Origin of the sequence: Nakamurella aerolata (assembly GCF_013002705.1) — a bacterium.
In the GTDB taxonomy this organism is placed as follows: domain Bacteria; phylum Actinomycetota; class Actinomycetes; order Mycobacteriales; family Nakamurellaceae; genus Nakamurella; species Nakamurella aerolata.
Map to the genome: position 1 here is coordinate 144,132 of NZ_JABEND010000008.1, position 17,952 is coordinate 162,083.

Below are 17,952 nucleotides of genomic sequence, written 5' to 3' on the forward strand. Positions count from 1 at the left end.
CAACAACCCAGCGAGAACGGACCAGCGCTGTCACGGGCCGGTGCGGACGCGGCCCGCGGTCAGTCCTGCAGCCGCACCCACCCGGAGGCGCCACCGGGTGTGGCCAGCACCGGCCGAGCCCCCGGCGGAACGTAGTACGGGGTGGTGAGGGTGGCGCCGGGCGGCAGCGGCGAGGCCGCGTCGACCAACGCGCCCGCCTCACCGCTGCTGTGCGTGCTCCGCTGGCTGAGCTGGCGGCCGTCCCCGTCCACCAGGATCACCTGGGGCGCTATCGGCACGGCCTTGTCCGAGGTGTTCGTCAAGCGAATCTGCCCGAGGGCACGCGGGCTCGACGCGGACGGCTCGTCATCGGCGGAACCTGTTGCGGCGTCGGAACTCTCCTGGGCGTCCGGCTTCGGCGCAAAGACCTGCATGCTCAACCCGCCCGGCAGTTCCACCGGCTTGTCGAGGGTCGTCGACAGGGCCGGGCCGGGAGCCGGCGGCACCACCCCGATCTCAAGCTCGCCGGGGTTGCTCCCCGCTGCCCACACCGGTTCCCGGCCGGGCGGTGCCAGCACCACGGTGGGCTTGTCGGCACCGGGAACGTAGAAGGTGCCGGTCCACTGCACGCTGCCCTCGCCCGACTCGGTGTCAACGTCGGAAACGGCGGCCACCTTGCCGTCGCCCACCACCAGCACCCCAGGGTCACTTTCCATCGTCTTGGCGCCGGTTCCCTGCAGGGTGAGCGTGACGGTGACGGCCCTGGCGCCGGGCTCCGCGACCACCGAGCCCTCCCGCTTCACCACGTCTTTGGGCAGCGGCTTGGGCGCGGACACCGCGACCGTGGCCTGGGTGGCGTCCTGCCAGCGCACCGGCTTGCCGAAGGTCATCCCGCTGCTGGTGCCCTTCGCCACCGGGATCACCGCTGCTGCCGTCTTGGCCGGGTCGGCCGGCGCGGGCGGCTCGCTGCCGGGTTTGCCGCTGAAGAACACCTGAGCGTTGTCCGACATGTCAGGGTCGGGCCCGGCCTCCGGCACGGTGAGCGTCAACCGGACGTCACCGGCAGCCGGGTCGGCGGCGGAGAAGGCGTAGGGCACGGTGGCAGAGGCCTTGGGCGCCAACAGTTGTGGGCCGAGTCCGGTGCCGAGCGCCGGGTCAGAGATCACGCCGCAGGCCGCGGTTCCGACCACCGGGTTCACCTGCACCCGACGCAGGTCGACCGGCTCGTCGTTGGTGTTGGTCAGCGTCACCGACCCCGCCATCGCGCCCTTGGCGGTGACCGCTCCGGACGCCGGCGACGGGCGGTACGGCGCCGGCGCGGTGGCCACCACCGTCACGCCGTTGGCCTCAGCCGGCTTGCCGAAAGCGGCCGCAGCCACGCCCTTTTCGTCGTCGGGCTTGGAGTACGACGCGGTGTCGATGGTGCCCTGAGTGCTGAAGGTGGCGTCCGAGCTGGAACCCCACGGCTCGGGGAGGAACTGGATGCTGCGGCCGTCCGCCACCGCGATCGGCAACTCGAGCGTGGTCTGCTCACCGTCGGCCAGTACCAGCGATTCGGGCCGCTCGCCCAGCCACGCGCCCTGAACGGCGCCGAGGGTGTCGCCGGTCTCCAGGCCGGAGTAGAGGCTGCCGGACAGCACCCGGGTCGCGTCGTAGGCCTCGCCGGTGTTGTTGGCGACGGTGACCGGCAGCAGGCGATACGCCGGGGTGATCTTCTTGTCCGACTCCTTTCCCTCCGCGGAGAACTGGCGGACGGCGTCCTGCTTCTCCTGCGCCGTCGGCGTGTACTCCTTGGTCGGCGCCGCAACGGACACGGTGAGCTTGCCGTCCCAGCTGACCCGGCCGCCGAACTTGAGACTCTCGGACTTGTCGCCGGACGGGCTGTCGGTCACCGGTTTCAGGGTGGCAGCGGCGATCGCCGGCAGCTTGACGCAGGGCGGGCTGCCCAGCTCCTGACCGGCACCACCCGCTGACGACGCCGGCGCACCGCTGGTCGCTGGGCCGCTCCCACCGGGACCGCTCCCGCCGGGGCCTCTCGTCGGGCGCGGCGGTACCTGGCGCTCCGGTGCCGGACGGGGTCCGCCCGTCGCGCCGGTGACGGCGGTGCCAGGGGTGCTCGCCGACTGCGCCTCGCCGGAATCGGAGGTGCAGCCGGCCACCAGCAGCACCGGCAGCCCCAGCACCAGCGCGGTGACGCGCCGTGATGGACCCGAGCTCCGTGCGCCCGATGCCGGCGCGCCTGACGTCCGCGCACCTGACATCCGCGCACCGGGTGTCCGTATGCCCGATGTCCGTGTGCCTGATGTCCGTGTGCCTGATGTCCGTGTACCGGGCATGGCTCCCCTGGTGGTCTCGGTCTGGTCGGAACGCCCCTACGGTGCCACAGCCCGCCGCCCCGGTAGCGTCGAACCATCGGAATCTCCGGCCGGCGGGACCGCAGCCGGCCGGGTGGAATACCAGCGGGCGACGACGACTTGTGGAGTGGGTATGAGCGACTTCAATCAGCAGATCATCGACGAGTTCCGCAGCAACGGCGGCGTGGTGGGCGAGCCGGTGAACTTCGGCCCGACGCTGCTGTTGCTGCACCACCGCGGCGCCAGCACCGGCACCGACTACGTCACGCCGCTGCGCCGGTTCGACGACCCGGACGGCTGGCTGATCATCGGCCCCAACGGCGGGGCGCCGGACGACCCGGCCTGGGTCGGCAATCTGCGAGCCCACCCCGACGCCGAGGTGGAGGTCGCCGCCGACGGCGAGATCGCGACCACCGGGGTCAGGGCGGAGTTCGTCGGCGACGCCGAGTACGACAGCTACTTCCAGCGCATCCTCGACGGCGAGCCGGGGTTCGCCGAGTACCAGGCCAAGGCGGCGCCCCGGGTGCTGCCACTGATCCGGCTGATCCGGCACACCGACCGTCCGGCCTGATAACTCGGTTGGCGCCCGGCGCCCCGCCTGGCATCGTGAGGCGGCGTGGGACACCTGGACATCAACACCGTCAGCTTCGACCTGCCGGACGGGCGACCGCTGCTGAACGAGGTGAACCTGCGGGTCGGCGAGGGCGCCAAGATGGCGCTGATCGGCCCGAACGGCACCGGCAAGACCACACTGAGCCGGATCATCTCCGGCGAGCTCGCGCCCAGCGACGGCAGCGTCACCCGCTCCGGCGGGCTGGGCGTGATGAGCCAGTTCATCGGTTCGGTGCGGGACGACTCCACGGTGCGTGATCTGCTGATTTCCGTTGCGCCGCAGAAGATTCAGCAGGCGGCGTACGCCGTTGACGCCGCCGAGCTTGCGCTGATGGACCGCGACGACGAGCCCACCCAGCTGGCCTACGCGCAGGCGCTGGCCGACTGGGCGGACGCCGGTGGTTACGACCACGAAACCCTGTGGGACGTCTGCACGGTGGCCGCGCTCGGCGTTCCCTACGACCGCGCCAAGTTCCGTTCGGTCAACTCGCTGTCCGGCGGCGAGCAGAATCGGGTGGTGCTGCAGGCGCTGCTGCGCGGACCCGACGAGGTGCTGTTGCTGGACGAGCCGGACAACTATCTCGACGTCCCGGCCAAACGCGAGCTGGAACATGCGCTGATCAACTCACCGAAGACGGTGCTGTTCGTCAGCCACGACAGGGAGTTGCTGAACCGGGTGGCCACCAGGGTCGCCACCCTGGAGCGCGGCGCCGCCGGCAGCACCCTGTGGGTGCATCCCGGCCCGTTCTCCAGCTACGACACCGCCCGCACCGAGCGTTTCGAGCGGCTGGAGGAACTGCGCAAGCGCTGGGACGAAGAGCACGCCAAGATCAAGGCGCTGGTGTTGATGTACAAGCAAAAGGCCGCCTACAACAGCGATATGGCCTCGCGCTACCACTCCGCGCAGACCCGGTTGCGCCGCTTCGAGGACGCCGGGCCGCCGGAGGCGCAGCCGCTGCGTCAGCAGGTCAAGATGCGGCTCGCCGGCGGCCGCACCGCCAAGCGGGCGGTGGTCTGCCGGCAGCTGGAGTTGTTGCTGGGCAACGGCTCTGACCCGGATTCCACCGCATCTTCCGGTTCGGGCGCTGTTTCCGACGCCGGCGCTGCTTCCGGGGCTGTCACCGCTTCCGGCGCTGCCGCCGGTGCCGGTGCCGGCTCGGCGGGTTCGGCCGAGCAGCTGATGAAACCGTTCGACCTCGAGATCTTCTTCGGCGAGCGGGTGACGGTGTTGGGCAGCAACGGTTCCGGCAAGTCGCACTTCCTGCGGCTGCTCGCCGCCGGCGGCACCGACCCGGACGTCGAGCACCAACCGGTGGGTGACATCATCCCGAAACCGGTGCGGCACAACGGATCTGCGGTGCTCGGCTCGCGGGTGCGGCCCGGCTGGTTCGCCCAGACCCACCAGCATCCTGCACTGCGCGGCCGGACCCTGCTGGACATCCTGCATCGCGGCGACGAGCACCGGCGCGGCCGACCGCGCGAGGAGGCGGCCAGGGTGCTGGACCGCTACGAGCTGGCCCGGTCCGGCGAGCAGACCTTCGACACCCTCTCCGGCGGCCAGCAGGCACGGTTCCAGATCTTGCTGCTGGAGTTGTCCGGGGCGACCCTGCTGCTGCTCGACGAACCGACCGACAACCTCGACCTGCACTCGGCGGAGGCGCTGGAACACGCGCTGGACGCATTCGAGGGGACCGTGCTCGCCGTCACCCACGACCGCTGGTTCGCCCGTCGCTTCGACCGGCACCTGGTGTTCGGCGCCGACGGCACCGTCTACTCGTCGGACGAGCCGGTGTGGGACGAGACCAGGGTGGCCCGCACTCGCTGAGCCGCAACCCCGGTCAGATCACCAGCGCCGCAACGGGAACGGCGAGCCCGGCCAACAGCGCGCCCTGCCAGGCCAGCGTCGTCAGCGGGATGCGCACCCCGAGCCGGACGCAGCGGTCGCGCCACAGCAGCGTGGCCAACGACGCCCACAGCACCACCAGCGGGCCGACGTTGACGCCGACCAGCAGCGCCAGCAGCCGCTCGGGGCTGTCCGCCGCGGCCGGTTCGAGGGCCAGGTACGCGGGCAGGTTGTTGATCAGGTTCGCGCCGCCGCCGCCGATGCCGGCGATCCGCAGGTGGTCGAGCACACCGTTGCCACTTCCGACGGCCGCGGCCAGCCACCGGTCCAGGAACAACCCGCCCAACCAGCGCACCACCGCGAACAAGGCGGCGATCGCCAGCACCATCCGCCACGGCACCCTGATGCGGCGCAGCGCCTGCCGGTCGCGCACCGCGAGCAGCGCCAGCAGCAGCAGCGCGGCGCCGGTGGCCGCGACCGCGGGCATCACCCCTACGACGAACACCGGGCCGAGCAGCACACACACCACCGCGACCATGGCCCGCAGCGGCCGGTCCGCGCACGGCTCTTCCGGCGCCGGCGAGTAGCGGCCCCGCAGCCGCCGGTGATGCAACAGCGCCAGCAGCAGCACGGTCACCACGATCGCGGCCAGCGCCGGCCGCCAGGCGACGCTCAGGTAGCTGCGGTGCCCACCGAACTGCGAAAAGTGGTGCAGCGCCAGCAAATTCGACAGATTCGACACCGGCAGCAACAGCGATGCGGTGTTCGCCAGCCAGAGCGTCGTCATGGCCAACGGCACCGGATCGACCCCGGTGCGCCTGGCCACCGCGATCACCACCGGGGTGAGCAGCACCGCGGTGGTGTCCAGGCTCAGCACGATGGTGCACCCGGTGGCCAGCACCACCACCAGCAGCCACAGCAGCACGGTGCGCCCGCCGGCGGCGCGGGCCGCCCAGTGCCCGGCAAGGGCGAAAACACCCGCCAGTTCGGCGATCTCGGCCACCACCGTGATGCTCACCAAGAAGATGAGCACTGGCAGCGCCTGCTCCAGCAGCGCGGTCACGCTGCTCATCATGCTGGCAGCATCGCCCGCTCACCGAACGGGTCTGTCAACCCGCCGGGCTTGTACTTCTGCTGCCGCCAGTGGCCGGTCCAGCCGGATACGGAGGGGTTTCGGCCCACTGGAGGCAGCTCAGGTCGAAACCTTCCTCGGCACAGGTCATCGGCACGGGGCGGAAGGAGCTGCGGCAGCGGTGCGCCGGAAGGGTCAGAGCTGCTTGTTCGCCTGCTTGAGCTGACCGGCAGCGAACAAGCCTGCGCCGCCGCCGAGGATGATCCCGACGACGTCCAGCGGGATGCCGCCCATGGTCAGCAACAGGCCGAGAATCGCGGCGCCGCTGGCCCCCAGCGAGACCGGCATCCGCTTGCGCACCCTGGCGATCGCGGCCTCACCGCCGGCGCGCTGCTGCGCCACCCGCTGCAGTTGGTACAGGTAGCCGGTGTAACCCAGCGCGGCCAGCACGCCAACCAACGTCACGATGAACGCGATGATGCCGATGACGGTTTCCACGCTGCTGCTCCCTTCGCGCCGGCGGCGCCGGCTGTCGACGCTGTGCGTTGGTGCCGGCCGCCGCTGCGGCCGCTTGACACCTGCACCCGGTCAGCGGACGGGGCCGCTGTTTTGTTCCCGGCCCCGGCGGCTCCCCGGCTGTCTCCCGGCGAAGATGCTCAGTTCGCGGTTGCCGGGACGGAGCCGAGGCTGTGCACTCACCCGACCTGCGACGGGTGCCGGGCGTACGCTGATCCGGGTGAGAACTCAGCGGGGCTTCGTGGACTACGCGCTCAAGCGGCGCGCCGTCCTCGCTGAGGTGATGCGCGGCCAGACCGGTGTCAGCGAGGTCTGCGACGCCTCCCCGTACCTGGTGCGGGCGGCCAAGTTCCACGGCACCCCCACCGATGTGCTGTGCCCGGTGTGCCGCAAAGAGGAACTGACCAACGTCTTCTGGATCTACGGCGACGAGATCAAGCACCTGGCCGGCTCGGCCCGCACCCCGGAAGAGCTGGAGCGCCTTGCCGCCCGGGTCGGCGAGTTCGACGTGTACCAGGTCGAGGTCTGCCGCACCTGCTCGTGGAACCACCTGGTGGCGTCGTTCGTGATGGGCTTCCACGGCGACGAAACCGCGCCGCCGCACAGCAAACGCAGCGCCCGCAATCGGCGCACCGCCGCCACCTGACCCGCGCCCGGCCGGCGGAGTCCGGGGACGGACGTCAGCTGCCTGCGATGAAGGCCTCGACCTTGTCGCGGGCGACGTCGTCCGGATACTGCTCCGGCGGCGACTTCATGAAGTACGAGGACGGCCCGAGCAGCGGCCCGCCGATGCCGCGGTCAAGCGCGATCTTCGCCGCCCGCACCGCGTCGATGATGACGCCGGCCGAGTTCGGCGAGTCCCACACCTCCAGCTTGTACTCAAGGCTCAGCGGGACGTCACCGAAGGCCCTGCCCTCCAGCCGCACGTAGGCCCACTTGCGGTCGTCCAGCCAGGCAACGTAGTCGCTGGGGCCGATGTGCACATTGCCGGCACCAAGCTCGTGATCGACCTGGCTGGTGACGGCCTGGGTCTTCGACACCTTCTTGGACTCCAGGCGCTCCCGCTCCAGCATGTTGGCGAAGTCCATGTTGCCGCCGACGTTCAGCTGCATGGTCCGGTCCAGGTGCACCCCTCGATCGGCGAACAGCTTCGCCAGCACCCGGTGGGTAATCGTCGCTCCCACTTGCGATTTGATGTCGTCGCCGACGATCGGCAACCCGGCGGCGGTGAACTTCTCGGCCCACTGCGGCGTGCTGGCGATGAACACCGGCAGCGCGTTGACAAAGGCGCAGCCGGCGTCGATAGCGCACTGCGCGTAGAACTGCGCGGCCTGCTCGCTGCCCACCGGCAGATAGCAGACCACCACCTGCGCTCCCGACTCCTGCAGCGCCGCCACCACATCGACCGGCTCGGCATCGGACTCGGTGACGGCCTCGCGGTAGTACCGGCCGAGACCGTCAAGAGTGCGGCCGCGCTGCACCGTGACGCCCGTGGGTGGCACCTCGGCGAAGGTGATGGTGTTGTTCTCGCTGGCGCCGATCGCGTCGGCGAGGTCAAGGCCCACCTTCTTGGTGTCGACGTCGAACGCGGCCACGAACTCGAGATCGCCGACGTGATAGTCACCGAACCGCACGTGCATCAGGCCGGGCACCTCGGCGTCCGGCGCGGCGTCTGCGTAGTAGCGCACCCCCTGGACCAGCGCCGACGCGCAGTTGCCTACCCCGACGACGGCCACCTTGATCGCCGCCCCCTTGGAGTGCGCGGCGGCTTGCGATGAGGCCGGCTGGGCTTGCGGTGGGACTGGGGGTTGGACGGACACGGCGACTCCAGACGGTTGCGATCGAGCACCGGCGGCGACACTGCACGCCGTACATACAAGGTGACAAACCGCGAGTATGTCACGTCGAGATGTGGTCTCCGCTGGTGGGCGTGTTCGCTCCGTTGTTTCAGCGGGCGCCCGCCGGGCCCGGCCCCTACGCTCCGGTCAGCGGGCGCCGCCCGGCATCTGCACGCCATCGCAAAAAGTGTCATGGCAGACAAACCGCACGTCATCCTGGTTCACGGTTTCTGGGGCGGGGCCGCCCACTGGGGCAAGGTGATCCTGGAACTGCACCGCCGCGGCTACGACAAGCTCAACGCCGTCGAGATCCCGCTCACCTCGCTGGCCGACGACGCCGGCCGCACCGCCAAGATGATCAGCCAGGCGGACGGGCCGGTGCTGCTGGTCGGCCATTCGTACGGCGGCGCGGTGATCACCGAGGCCGGCAACGACGACAAGGTCGCCGGGCTGGTCTACGTCGCCGCGTTCGCACCGGACGCCGGCGAGTCGCCGGGCGGCATCAGCCAGCAGGCACCGCCCGCGGCGTTCGACAACATCACCCAGGACTCCGACGGCTACCTCTGGCTGCCGCAGGACAAGTACCGTGAGAGCTTTTGCCAAGACCTGGACGAAGACGAGTCGCTGGTGATGGCGGTGACCCAGAAGGCCCCGCTGGCATCCACCTTCGGCGACAACGTCAGCACCCCGGCCTGGCGCTGCAAGCCGTCCTGGTACCAGGTCTCCACCCAGGACCGCATGTTCAATCCGGAGAACGAACGCCGGATGGCCGAGCGCATGCAGCCCCGCGAGACCATCGAGCTGGACGCCAGCCACGCCTCCCTTGCCTCGCAGCCGAAGGCCATCGCCGACCTGATCGACAAGGCCGGCGCCGCGCTCACCTGACCTCCGCCGGCCCAACCGCCGCTGGTTGTCGCCCGGCGCTGGTTGTCGCCGGGTGTGCTTGTCGCCGGCAGTGGTTGTCGCGAATCCGGGTCGCGTGGGGTGTTCGGGCCCGATTTCGGGCGTGAGAACTCCACGCGACCCGGATCGACGACATCGGCACAGATCCGCGGCCAGTAGGCTCTCGCGGGTGAGCGATGCGAGTCGGGGCGCCGAGCCCACCACCGGCGCTGCCGGCGATTCCGGCGGGCGCGCCGAGCCCACCGGCACCGGTGCCGGTACCGACACCGGCACCGGCACCGGCGAGCCGGGCGACACCAAGGTCGCCCCTGAGCAGCCGCCGGCCGCGGCGTCGTTGGATCCCACCGAGCGGGTCATCCCGACCTGGACCGACCCGAGCGCCCGGCGCGCCTCAGCGCTGATCGGCGGCCCGCTCGGCCGGCACGCGCAGGTCGGCCGGAACAAGATCCTCACCCCGCTGCGGGTGTGCCTGTTGATGACCATCGGGATGTTGATCTTCGGCTGGCTGGCCAAGTCGGCGTGCATCCAGCAGGACGCGAAAAGCGGTGTGGCGCAACTGGATCAGTCCGGCCAGCGGCCGTGGCTCACCGGCTGCTACAACGACGTCGTCCCGCTGTACGGCAGCCGCGGCTTCGACCGTCCCAAGGATTTCCCCTACGCCAACTCGTTCATCGAACTGAAGAGCGGCGGGGAGCGGCGCATCTACCCGGCCGGGTCGGTGCACGAGCAGGACGGCAACCTCGTCGCGAACACCAGCAAGGGCACGGTGACGCTGTCCGATCAGGACATCGTCGGCAGCGCCGAGGACGGCTACCAGCAGGTGGTCGGCGGTCAGCTGCAGCCGGTCAGCGACATCGCCGACCTCGGCCAGGTGCGCTACCTGGAGTACCCGGCGGTGACCGGCCTGTTCCAGTGGGGCATCAGCTGGGTCACCGAGGGGTACCTCAACGTCGCCAAGAGTTCGTCGATCCTGCCGGTACCACTGGACGTGGCCGCCTACTTCACGCTCGGAGCGATCTTCCTCGGACTGTTCTATCTCTGGGCGGTGGCGTGCACGGCGAAGATCAACAGGCGCCGGGTCTGGGACACCGCCATCATGTGTCTGTCGCCGCTGCTGGTGGTGCACGCGTTCACCAACTGGGACCTGTTGGCGATCGGGCTGTGCGCCGGCGGCATGTGGGCCTGGGCCACCAGACGGCCGGTGCTGGCCGGGGTGCTGCTCGGGCTCGGGATGGCCGCCAAGCTGTACCCGGGGCTGCTGCTCGGGCCGCTGTTCATCCTGTGCCTGCGCGCCGGCAAGCTCGGCGCCTTCGCCAAGACGTTGGTCGCCGCCGGCCTTGCCTGGTTGGCGACGAACCTGCCGCTGCTGCTGTGGTACCCGGAGGCGTGGAACGAGTTCTTCCGGCTGAACTCCACCCGGCCACCCGAGTACGACTCCTGGTACTTCCTGTTCGCCACCTTCACCGACCCGAACATGTGGGCGCCGGAGCCCGGCTCCGACACCCCGTCGACGGTGAACAATCTGTCGCTGGTGCTGTTCCTGTTGTGCTGCGCCGCGATCGGCTATTTCGGGCTGTCGGTGCAGCGCCGGCCGCGGTTCGCGCAGCTGGCGTTCCTGGTGGTGGTGGCCTTCCTGCTCACCAACAAGGTGTGGTCGCCGCAGTATTCGCTGTGGCTGGTGCCGCTGGTGGTGCTGGCGCTGCCGCGCTGGCGGCCGGTGATCATCTGGCAGCTGATCGAGGCCGGTGTCTGGCTGCTGCTGATGTTCCAGTTCGCCTACGTCAACGACAACAAGACCGGCCTGCCGGTGCAGGTGTTCGCGGTGCTGGCCATCGTCCGCGGGCTGATGGTGGCGTACCTCGCGGTACTGGTGTTCCGCGACATGCTGCGGCCCCAGCACGATCTGGTGCGGCTGGCCGGTGACGACGATCCTTCCGGTGGCGTGCTGGACGGCGCACCGGACCGCTTCACGTTGCCGTCGCTGCCGACGCTGTGGCGCCGGGTCCGCCGTCGCCGTGACGATCGTCCCGCGGCTGCCGGTGAGCTCGCCGGCGTCGGATCCGGCACCGCAGGCGCTGGTCACCGAACCGCCGGCGGACCACCACCCGCGAGCGGACCGTCCCCGGCTGAACCGTCCAAAGCTGACCCGTCCAGGACCGCCCGGCACGTTCGCCCGGGTGGCGCAACGCGCCCCGCCGCAAGTTGCGCGGAAGCGCTACGTAGTCCCACGAACGCGGCGAAACCGGCACCGAGCGCGCATACGCCACCGCCGAAATAGCCGGTACGGGTGATGCGTCCCACATTGCCGTGACCGTTCGTGACCACTCCCGTCTCCTGTACGAGCGGGGCAAGGTCCTCGCTTGCGTGCGGGGAGAGACCCCGTCGCAGTAGGCCGGGGAGTTGTTACGTGAACTACACCAAGCCGGCCGGCCGAAAGCCGGTCCGGATCATCACCATCCTGCTGGCCGTGATCGGCCTGCTCGCGCTGCCGATTGCGACCGCCGCGTCGGCCGCCGAAATTCCGGGAGCTGTGACCTCCGTGAAGATCACCGGAGACCCGACCAAGCAGTTGAAGGTCGGCGAGCGGTTCTCGATGGAAGCCGAATGGCAGGTGCCGGACACCGCGAAGGCGGGCGACACCTTCACCCTGAGCTTCCCGTCGACCATCACCGGGTATCGCAGCAGCTTCGACCTGACAGCGCCGGACGGATCCAGCATCGGCACCTGCCAGGTGCAGGACACCACCTTCGTCTGCACCCTGAGCGATTACGTCGACACCCACGACAATGTCTCCGGCACACTGGATTTCACCGCCACGGCGAGCAAGCAGACCGATTCCAAGACGCTCGATTTCGAGACCGGGAACAACGTCACCATCAGCACCGAGCTGCCGGGCGGCGGCGGGATCAGCCCCGGCAGCGGCGGTTGGAAGCAGCCGAACCAGCCGATCAAGCTGGGCGACGTCACCTTCAACGGCACCGCGATCCAGTGGACGATCTTGGTTCCGGTCGAGGAGCTCGAGGACACGCTGGTGCTGACCGACACTCTTCAGCCAGGGCTCAGCCTGAGCAACAAGCGCATCGGAGTGGGCTACCTGGCCCCGGGCGACTGGGACAACGGTCCCACCAAGAACGCCCAGTGGGGCGCGGAGGGCGAGCACCACACGCTCGACTACGTCGACGGCAGCAACACCTTCACCGTGACGGTGCCCAACATCAACAAGACCCCAGGCGGCATGTACGTGATCGCCTACCAGACGCCGCTGCCCGACGGTGTGCAGGACGGTGACGTGTTCGGCAACACCGCCACCGGTTCCGGGATCACCGTCAACCGCGACGTCACCTACAAGATCACCTCCGGCGGTAACGGCGCCGGCGACTCGCCCCGTTCGATCAGCATCACCAAGAAGGTGACCGGCGCCGCGCCGGCCGACGTCTCTTACGACTTGTCGCTGCAGTGCGTCGCCGGCAACGGTGAGCCGGTCGCCGGCTTCCCGAAGACGGTGTCGGTGGCCGCCGGTGCGTCCGCGACCGTCAGCGACATTCCCGTCGGATCCACCTGCACCCCAACGGAAACCGAGGATCACGGCGCCGAATCGGTGACCTTCGATCCGTCCGGGCCCATCAACGTCACCACCGAGTCGCCCGCCACCATCGCGGTGACCGCCACCAACGTCTTCCCGTCCACCGGCGGCATGCAGATCACCAAGAAGGTGACCGGCGACGCCGCCGATCAGGTGTCCGACGCCGAGTACACCGTCAACTACCGCTACCCCGGTGCCGACGGCGAGGAGGTGACCGGCAGCTGGACCCTGCAGGCCGACGGCACCGCATCGCTGGCCGATCTGCCGGACGGCACCGTGGTGACGCTGTCGGAGGTGCAGCCCACCGATACCGACCAGGTGCGTTACGGCACACCGGTTTTCTCCGGTGACGGAGTGCGCGCCACGGATGGCGGTGCGGAGGTCACCATCGGCGCCGGTGGCACCGTTGAGGTGAACCTGGAGAACCCGGTGACGGCGGTTCCGCCGACCAGCGAGCCACCCACCTCCAGTGAGCCGCCCACCTCAAGTGAGCAGCCGCCCACCTCAAGTGAGCAGCCCCCGACCTCCAGCGAACAGCCGCCCACCTCAAGTGAGCAGCCGCCCACCTCAAGTGAGCAGCCCCCGACCTCCAGCGAACAGCCGCCTACCTCGAGCGAGCAGCCCCCGACCTCCAGCGAACAGCCGCCCACCTCAAGCGACCAACCGCCGGTGTCGAGTCAGCAGCCGGGGTCGAGCGTTCCTGATTCGAGCGTTCCCGGTTCGAGCGTTCCTGGTTCGAGCGTTCCTGGTTCGAGCGTTCCCGGGTCGAGCACGCCGGTGAGCAGCACCGTCGGTTCGACCTACACCTCGCCGGCCACCGGGTCGAGCGAACAGCCGGGACCACCGCCGATGACGACCGGTGAGATCAACGCGGGCTTCGGCACCCTGCCGGCTGACGGGGGCAAGAGCCCGGTGGCCGCGCTGGCCGGGTTCGCGCTGCTGGCCGCGGCCGGTGTCGGGTTGGCGCTGTTGGTGCGGCGTCAGCGCAAGCACTGACCAATGGTCGACCGCACCCCATCAGGCAGTCCGCGGGGCGCCGCTCCGCGTCGGCGCGGCGGCCGCTGGTCGATCGGCGTGATCGCCGGTCTGCTGGTGGCCGCGGCGCTGGCCGGCGCCGCGCTGGTGGTGGTCGGAACCCGCGACAGCGGGCCGGCCGCCAGCGCGGCGCCGCTGCCCAGCCGCGACTTCGCGCAGGCGTCGGTGGCCGATCCGGTCACCGGCGCCCCGCCGTCGTTGCGGCGCCAGGGCGGGTCCGCGCCGGGCGGTAGCTCCGCCGGCCCCGGCCGGTCAGCCGCGGCCGACCGGTCCGGCTGGCCCGACGGATCTGGCCAGGCGTCGGTCGGCCCCGGGGCGGGCAACCCTGGCGGCGCAGGCGCAAGGCCGGCCCCGGCCGTCGCCACCAGCGGCACGCTCAGCGAACCGGACGACCCGCAGGCCGACATCACCCCGCAGGCGCACTCGGCTGCGGCCGACCCCACGCAGCGACCCCAACAGCCGGCCGGCGCGCTGGCGCCGAACCGGCTGGTGATCCCGGCACTCGGGGTGGACGCGGTGGTCGCCACCAGCGGCCTCGACGACGGCTCGCTGGTGCTGCCGGAGCGAGTGAACCAGGTGACTCGCTGGGCCGGGTCCGCCCCCGCGGACTCCGATGCCGGCACCATGCTGATCGCCGGGCACGTCGACAACCGGCGGCAGGGCACCGGGGCGCTGTTCTGGATGCACACGCTGCAGCCGGGCGATGCCATCTACCTGACCGTTGACGGCGTGGTGACCCGCTGGAAAACCACTGCGCTGCAGTCGTTCTCCAAGCAGGCGCTGCCGGAGTGGGTGTGGAGCGGCACCCGCGGCGAGCGTCGGCTGGCGCTGGTCACCTGCGGCGGCGCCTTCGCCAACGGGCATTACGCCGACAACGTGGTGCTCACCGCGGTGCCCTTCTGAACACGCCCGGCCCCGGACGCACTCCGTCACGGCGTCCGTGACGGCGATCAAAGCGTCATTTCAGCTCGGGCACCACCATCGGTGAGCCGGTCACCGGGTCGGGCACCACCCGGCAGGGCAGCTCGAAGGTGCGCTCCACCAGCTCGGGCGTGATCACCGTGGCCGGCGCGCCCTCCGCCACGATCCGGCCGGCGTCCATCACCACCAGATGGTCGGCGTAGCGGCAGGCCTGGTTCAGGTCGTGCAGCACCGCCACCACCGTCCGGCCGTGCCGACGCTGCAGATCACGACACAGGTTCAGCAGCGCGTACTGGTGGCCGACGTCGAGAAAGGTGGTCGGCTCGTCGAGCAGCACCAGCGGCGTCTGCTGGGCCAGCACCAACGCGATCCACACTCGCTGCCGCTGCCCGCCGGACAGCTCCTCGACCAGCCGGTCGGCGAGCTCGGTGATCTCGGTGGCCGCCATGGCCTCCGCCACCGCGGCCTCGTCGGCGTCGGTCCACGAGCTCCACAGCCGCTGGTAGGGGTACCGGCCGCGGGCCACCAGCTCGCGCACCCTGATGCCCTCCGGCGCCGTCGAGGTCTGCGGTAGCAAGCCGAGCACCCTGGCGACCTGCTTGGCCGGCAGCGAGTGAATGTCCTTGCCGTCCAACAGGATCGACCCGCCGCGCGCCGGCAACAGCCTGGCCAGCGCGCGCAGCAACGTCGACTTGCCGCAGGCGTTCGGCCCGACGATCACCGTGAACCGGTCGTCCGGGATGCGCAGCGACAGCTCGGTGATGACGTCCGCGGCGGCGTAGCCGAGGCTGACCTGTTCGGCGCGCAGCCGGTCGGCGGGCTGCCCTGGCCCGGTCCCGGCGGCGGAGTGTGCTGTGGTCATGTTCGGCGCGCCTCTCGGAACAGCAACCACACCAGGTACAGCCCGCCGACGCACACCGTCACCACTCCTGCCGGAAGCGTTCCGCCGGTCACCAGGCGCTGGGCGAGCCCGTCGCTGGCCAGCAGCACCAAAGCGCCCATGGCCGCCGCGGCGCCGAGACCGGCACCGCTGGCGCTGGTGAGCCTCCTCGCCAGCTGCGGCGCGGCGAGCGCGACGAACGCGATCGGCCCGTAGCTGGCAGCGCTGACCGCGGTGAGCAGCACCCCGAGCACCAGCAGCGCGCGCCGGGCCGGCTCCACCCGCAGGCCGAGCGCAGCGGCCAGGTCGTCACCGAGTTCCAACTGCCGCAGCGGCCGGGTCGCCCACAGGCACGGCGCCAGCAGCACCGCGGCGGCAACGCAGACGCCGAGGGTGCTGCCCCAGGTGGCGTCGTTGAGGCTGCCGGCGCCCCACTGCGCGGCGCCGATCGCCTGCGGCAGTTCGGCTTTCAGAATCAGCCAGCTGTTCGCGGCGGTCAGCATCGCACTCAGCGCGATACCGACAATGATCAGCCGGAACCCTTGCACCCCTTGGCGATACGCCAGCAGGTACACCGCAACGGCGGTACCGAGCCCGCCCAGCAACGCCCCCGCCGTCACCCCGAGCGGCGCGGACGACCCGGTCACCAGCAGCACCACCAGCGCGCCGGTGTAGGCGCCGGTGTTGAAGCCGATGATGTCGGGGCTGCCGAGCGGATTGCGGGTGAGCGATTGGAAGATCGCGCCGGCGACACCCAGCATCGCCCCGACCAGCAGCGCCGACAGCACCCGCGGCAACCGCCACTGCTGCACCGCAAGCACATCGGCCGGATCACCGGCACCGAACACCGCCCTGATCGCATTGCCGGGGCTGACCTGCACGTCGCCGCTGCCCAGCAGGTAGATCGCCACCAACGCCGCGAGCACCAGCAGCACGGTAACCACCAGCCGGGTCCGCACGTGTGCCGAGCGCGACGACGGTTGGTGCGGCGCAAGGGGTTTCGGCAGTACGGTCACAGCCCGCTCGCCCCCTTGCGCCGGACCAGGGCGATCAGCACCGGCGCCCCGACGAACGCCGCGACGATCGACACCGGCATCTCGTCGGGGCGGATGATGACCCGCCCGATGACGTCGGCGAGCAGCACCAGCATCGGGCCGCCGACGGCCGACACCGCCAGGATCCAGCGCTGGTCGGCGCCGACCAACCAGCGGGCAAGGTGCGGAACCATCAGCCCGACAAAGGCGATCGGCCCGGCGAGCGCGGTGGCCGCGCCGGCCAGCAGCGTCACCGCCAGCACCGCGCCGGCCCTGGTGCGGCCGACGTTGATGCCCAGCGCGGTGGCGGTGTCCTCGCCCATCGCCATGCCGTTGAGGTTGCGCGGCAGCACCGCCACCAGCAGCGCGCCGAGCACCACGAACGGCAGCACCTGCCACACCGTGTCCAGGTAGCGCCCGGCCAGCGTGCCGGCGCTCCACGCCCTGAACTCGTCGAACGCCCTCGGGTTGAGCAGCGTGATGCCCTGGGTGATGCCGGCCAGCACCGCGCCCAGCGCCACCCCGGCGAGCGTCAGCCGCACCGGGGTGGCCCGACCGCGGCCACCGCCGATCGCATAGACGGCCACCGTGGTGACGGCCGCCCCGACCAGCGCGAACCACACGTAGCCGATCGGCCGGTCGACACCGAGCACGGCAATGCCGATCGCCACCACGAAGGCGGCGCCGGCGTTGACGCCGAGGATGCCGGGGTCGGCCAGTGGGTTGCGGGTCAGGGCCTGGATGACGCCGCCGGCCAGCGCCAACGCCAACCCGACCACCAGACCGACGACGGTGCGCGGCACCCTGGAGGCCCAGACGATGTTGTGCTCGATGCTGCCCGGCGGTGCGAACAGCCCGCGCAGCACGGCGGCCGGGCCGATGAGGTTCTCGCCGATCGCGATGCTCAACACGCACACCACCAGCAGCGCCGCGAGCGCCGCAGTCAACACCGCGACCCGCCGCCCGGTGAGCGTGCCGGCGGGCTTGACGGGAGTCCCCGCACCGCGCGCCGTCCGTCTCACCGGAATAGGTTAGCCTGACCTAAGAGCAGGCGGGTGCCGGATCCGGCTGAGCACCAGCAACCAACTGCCCGGCCGCCGTCGAACCCCGCGCCGCCAAGCAGGAGCAACCAGCGGTAGCAACCAGCAGGAGCAACACCGGCCGACGCCGCCCGGAGCTGCCGAACCCGTTGCGGCACAGCCGCTCTGGGTGAGTCTGTGCCGGGTTAGGTCTGTGCTGGGCAGGTCTGTGCTTACGCAGGTCCCATGCTGGATGCCTCCGGCGGCGGCGCGGCGCCGGCGTCCGGGGCTGTCGGTGCTGGCGCGCCGGAAGCACAGGCGGCACCGCATGAGCAGACAAGTAGACCGACAACAAGACAGCGA

Annotated in this window: 14 protein-coding genes; 7 read left to right on the forward strand and 7 right to left on the reverse strand. The window is 70.7% G+C overall.

The genetic code is table 11. From position 1 onward, the window contains the following. Positions 1-59: 59 nt before the first annotated feature. Positions 60-2,240 carry a hypothetical protein gene (locus tag HKD39_RS14070; RefSeq protein WP_171200511.1) on the reverse strand — a complete coding sequence of 727 codons (2,181 nt, stop codon included), beginning with the start codon at positions 2,238-2,240 and terminating at the stop codon, positions 60-62. 226 nt (positions 2,241-2,466) lie between these two features. Here HKD39_RS14070 and HKD39_RS14075 point away from each other — a divergent pair, with 226 nt between their 5' ends. Together HKD39_RS14075 and HKD39_RS19720 are read left to right on the forward strand one after the other, a co-directional pair. Continuing rightward, positions 2,467-2,904, forward strand: coding sequence for a nitroreductase/quinone reductase family protein (locus HKD39_RS14075; RefSeq protein ID WP_171200512.1), 438 nt, complete (start codon positions 2,467-2,469; stop codon positions 2,902-2,904). Between the two features lie 45 nt (positions 2,905-2,949). Next, the gene (locus HKD39_RS19720) at positions 2,950-4,770 is read left to right on the forward strand and encodes an ATP-binding cassette domain-containing protein (protein WP_171200513.1); all 1,821 of its coding nucleotides are present in this window, start codon (positions 2,950-2,952) and stop codon (positions 4,768-4,770) included. Between the two features lie 13 nt (positions 4,771-4,783). Here the strand turns inward: HKD39_RS19720 and HKD39_RS14085 are convergent, their stop codons facing one another. Continuing rightward, a complete protein-coding gene (locus HKD39_RS14085) occupies positions 4,784-5,863 on the reverse strand; it encodes an SLC13 family permease (protein ID WP_212754567.1) in 1,080 nt (359 codons plus the stop codon). A gap of 192 nt (positions 5,864-6,055) precedes the next feature. Beyond that, positions 6,056-6,358, reverse strand: a complete 303-nt coding sequence (locus HKD39_RS14090; protein WP_171200514.1) for a hypothetical protein — start codon at positions 6,356-6,358, stop codon at positions 6,056-6,058. Positions 6,359-6,596: 238 nt separating this feature from the next. On the opposite strand from HKD39_RS14090, the gene HKD39_RS14095 reads away from it, so the two are divergent. Beyond that, a complete protein-coding gene (locus HKD39_RS14095) occupies positions 6,597-7,022 on the forward strand; it encodes a DUF5318 family protein (RefSeq protein WP_343074719.1) in 426 nt (141 codons plus the stop codon). Positions 7,023-7,056: 34 nt separating this feature from the next. Here HKD39_RS14095 and HKD39_RS14100 read toward each other — a convergent pair whose 3' ends face one another. Next, positions 7,057-8,112: an inositol-3-phosphate synthase gene (locus HKD39_RS14100; protein WP_171200591.1), complete on the reverse strand. Its 1,056-nt coding sequence runs from the start codon at positions 8,110-8,112 to the stop codon at positions 7,057-7,059. Positions 8,113-8,406: 294 nt separating this feature from the next. Between HKD39_RS14100 and HKD39_RS14105 the strand changes: the two genes are divergently transcribed. From HKD39_RS14105 to HKD39_RS14125, 4 genes are all read left to right on the forward strand, one after another. Next, positions 8,407-9,099 carry an alpha/beta hydrolase gene (locus tag HKD39_RS14105; protein ID WP_171200516.1) on the forward strand — a complete coding sequence of 231 codons (693 nt, stop codon included), beginning with the start codon at positions 8,407-8,409 and terminating at the stop codon, positions 9,097-9,099. A gap of 187 nt (positions 9,100-9,286) precedes the next feature. Further along, positions 9,287-11,395 (forward strand): glycosyltransferase family 87 protein, encoded by a 2,109-nt coding sequence (locus HKD39_RS14115; RefSeq protein WP_212754568.1) that lies wholly within the window; start codon positions 9,287-9,289, stop codon positions 11,393-11,395. Between the two features lie 129 nt (positions 11,396-11,524). Beyond that, positions 11,525-13,696, forward strand: a complete 2,172-nt coding sequence (locus HKD39_RS14120; protein ID WP_171200518.1) for a DUF5979 domain-containing protein — start codon at positions 11,525-11,527, stop codon at positions 13,694-13,696. Positions 13,697-13,699: 3 nt separating this feature from the next. Then, positions 13,700-14,638 carry a class F sortase gene (locus HKD39_RS14125; RefSeq protein WP_171200519.1) on the forward strand — a complete coding sequence of 313 codons (939 nt, stop codon included), beginning with the start codon at positions 13,700-13,702 and terminating at the stop codon, positions 14,636-14,638. 55 nt (positions 14,639-14,693) lie between these two features. Here the strand turns inward: HKD39_RS14125 and HKD39_RS14130 are convergent, their stop codons facing one another. Genes HKD39_RS14130 through HKD39_RS14140 form a run of 3 tightly spaced genes read right to left on the reverse strand, consistent with a single transcriptional unit; the run spans position 14,694 to position 17,592 of the window. Continuing rightward, the gene (locus tag HKD39_RS14130; RefSeq protein ID WP_171200520.1) at positions 14,694-15,518 is read right to left on the reverse strand and encodes an ABC transporter ATP-binding protein; all 825 of its coding nucleotides are present in this window, start codon (positions 15,516-15,518) and stop codon (positions 14,694-14,696) included. After that, complete coding sequence (locus tag HKD39_RS14135) at positions 15,515-16,552, reverse strand: iron chelate uptake ABC transporter family permease subunit (RefSeq protein WP_171200521.1); 1,038 nt, start codon at positions 16,550-16,552, stop codon at positions 15,515-15,517. Before HKD39_RS14135 ends, HKD39_RS14130 begins: the two co-directional genes overlap by 4 nt. Further along, entirely contained in the window at positions 16,549-17,592 is a 1,044-nt protein-coding gene (locus HKD39_RS14140; RefSeq protein ID WP_343074720.1) for a FecCD family ABC transporter permease, read from the reverse strand. Before HKD39_RS14140 ends, HKD39_RS14135 begins: the two co-directional genes overlap by 4 nt. Positions 17,593-17,952: the final 360 nt, after the last annotated feature.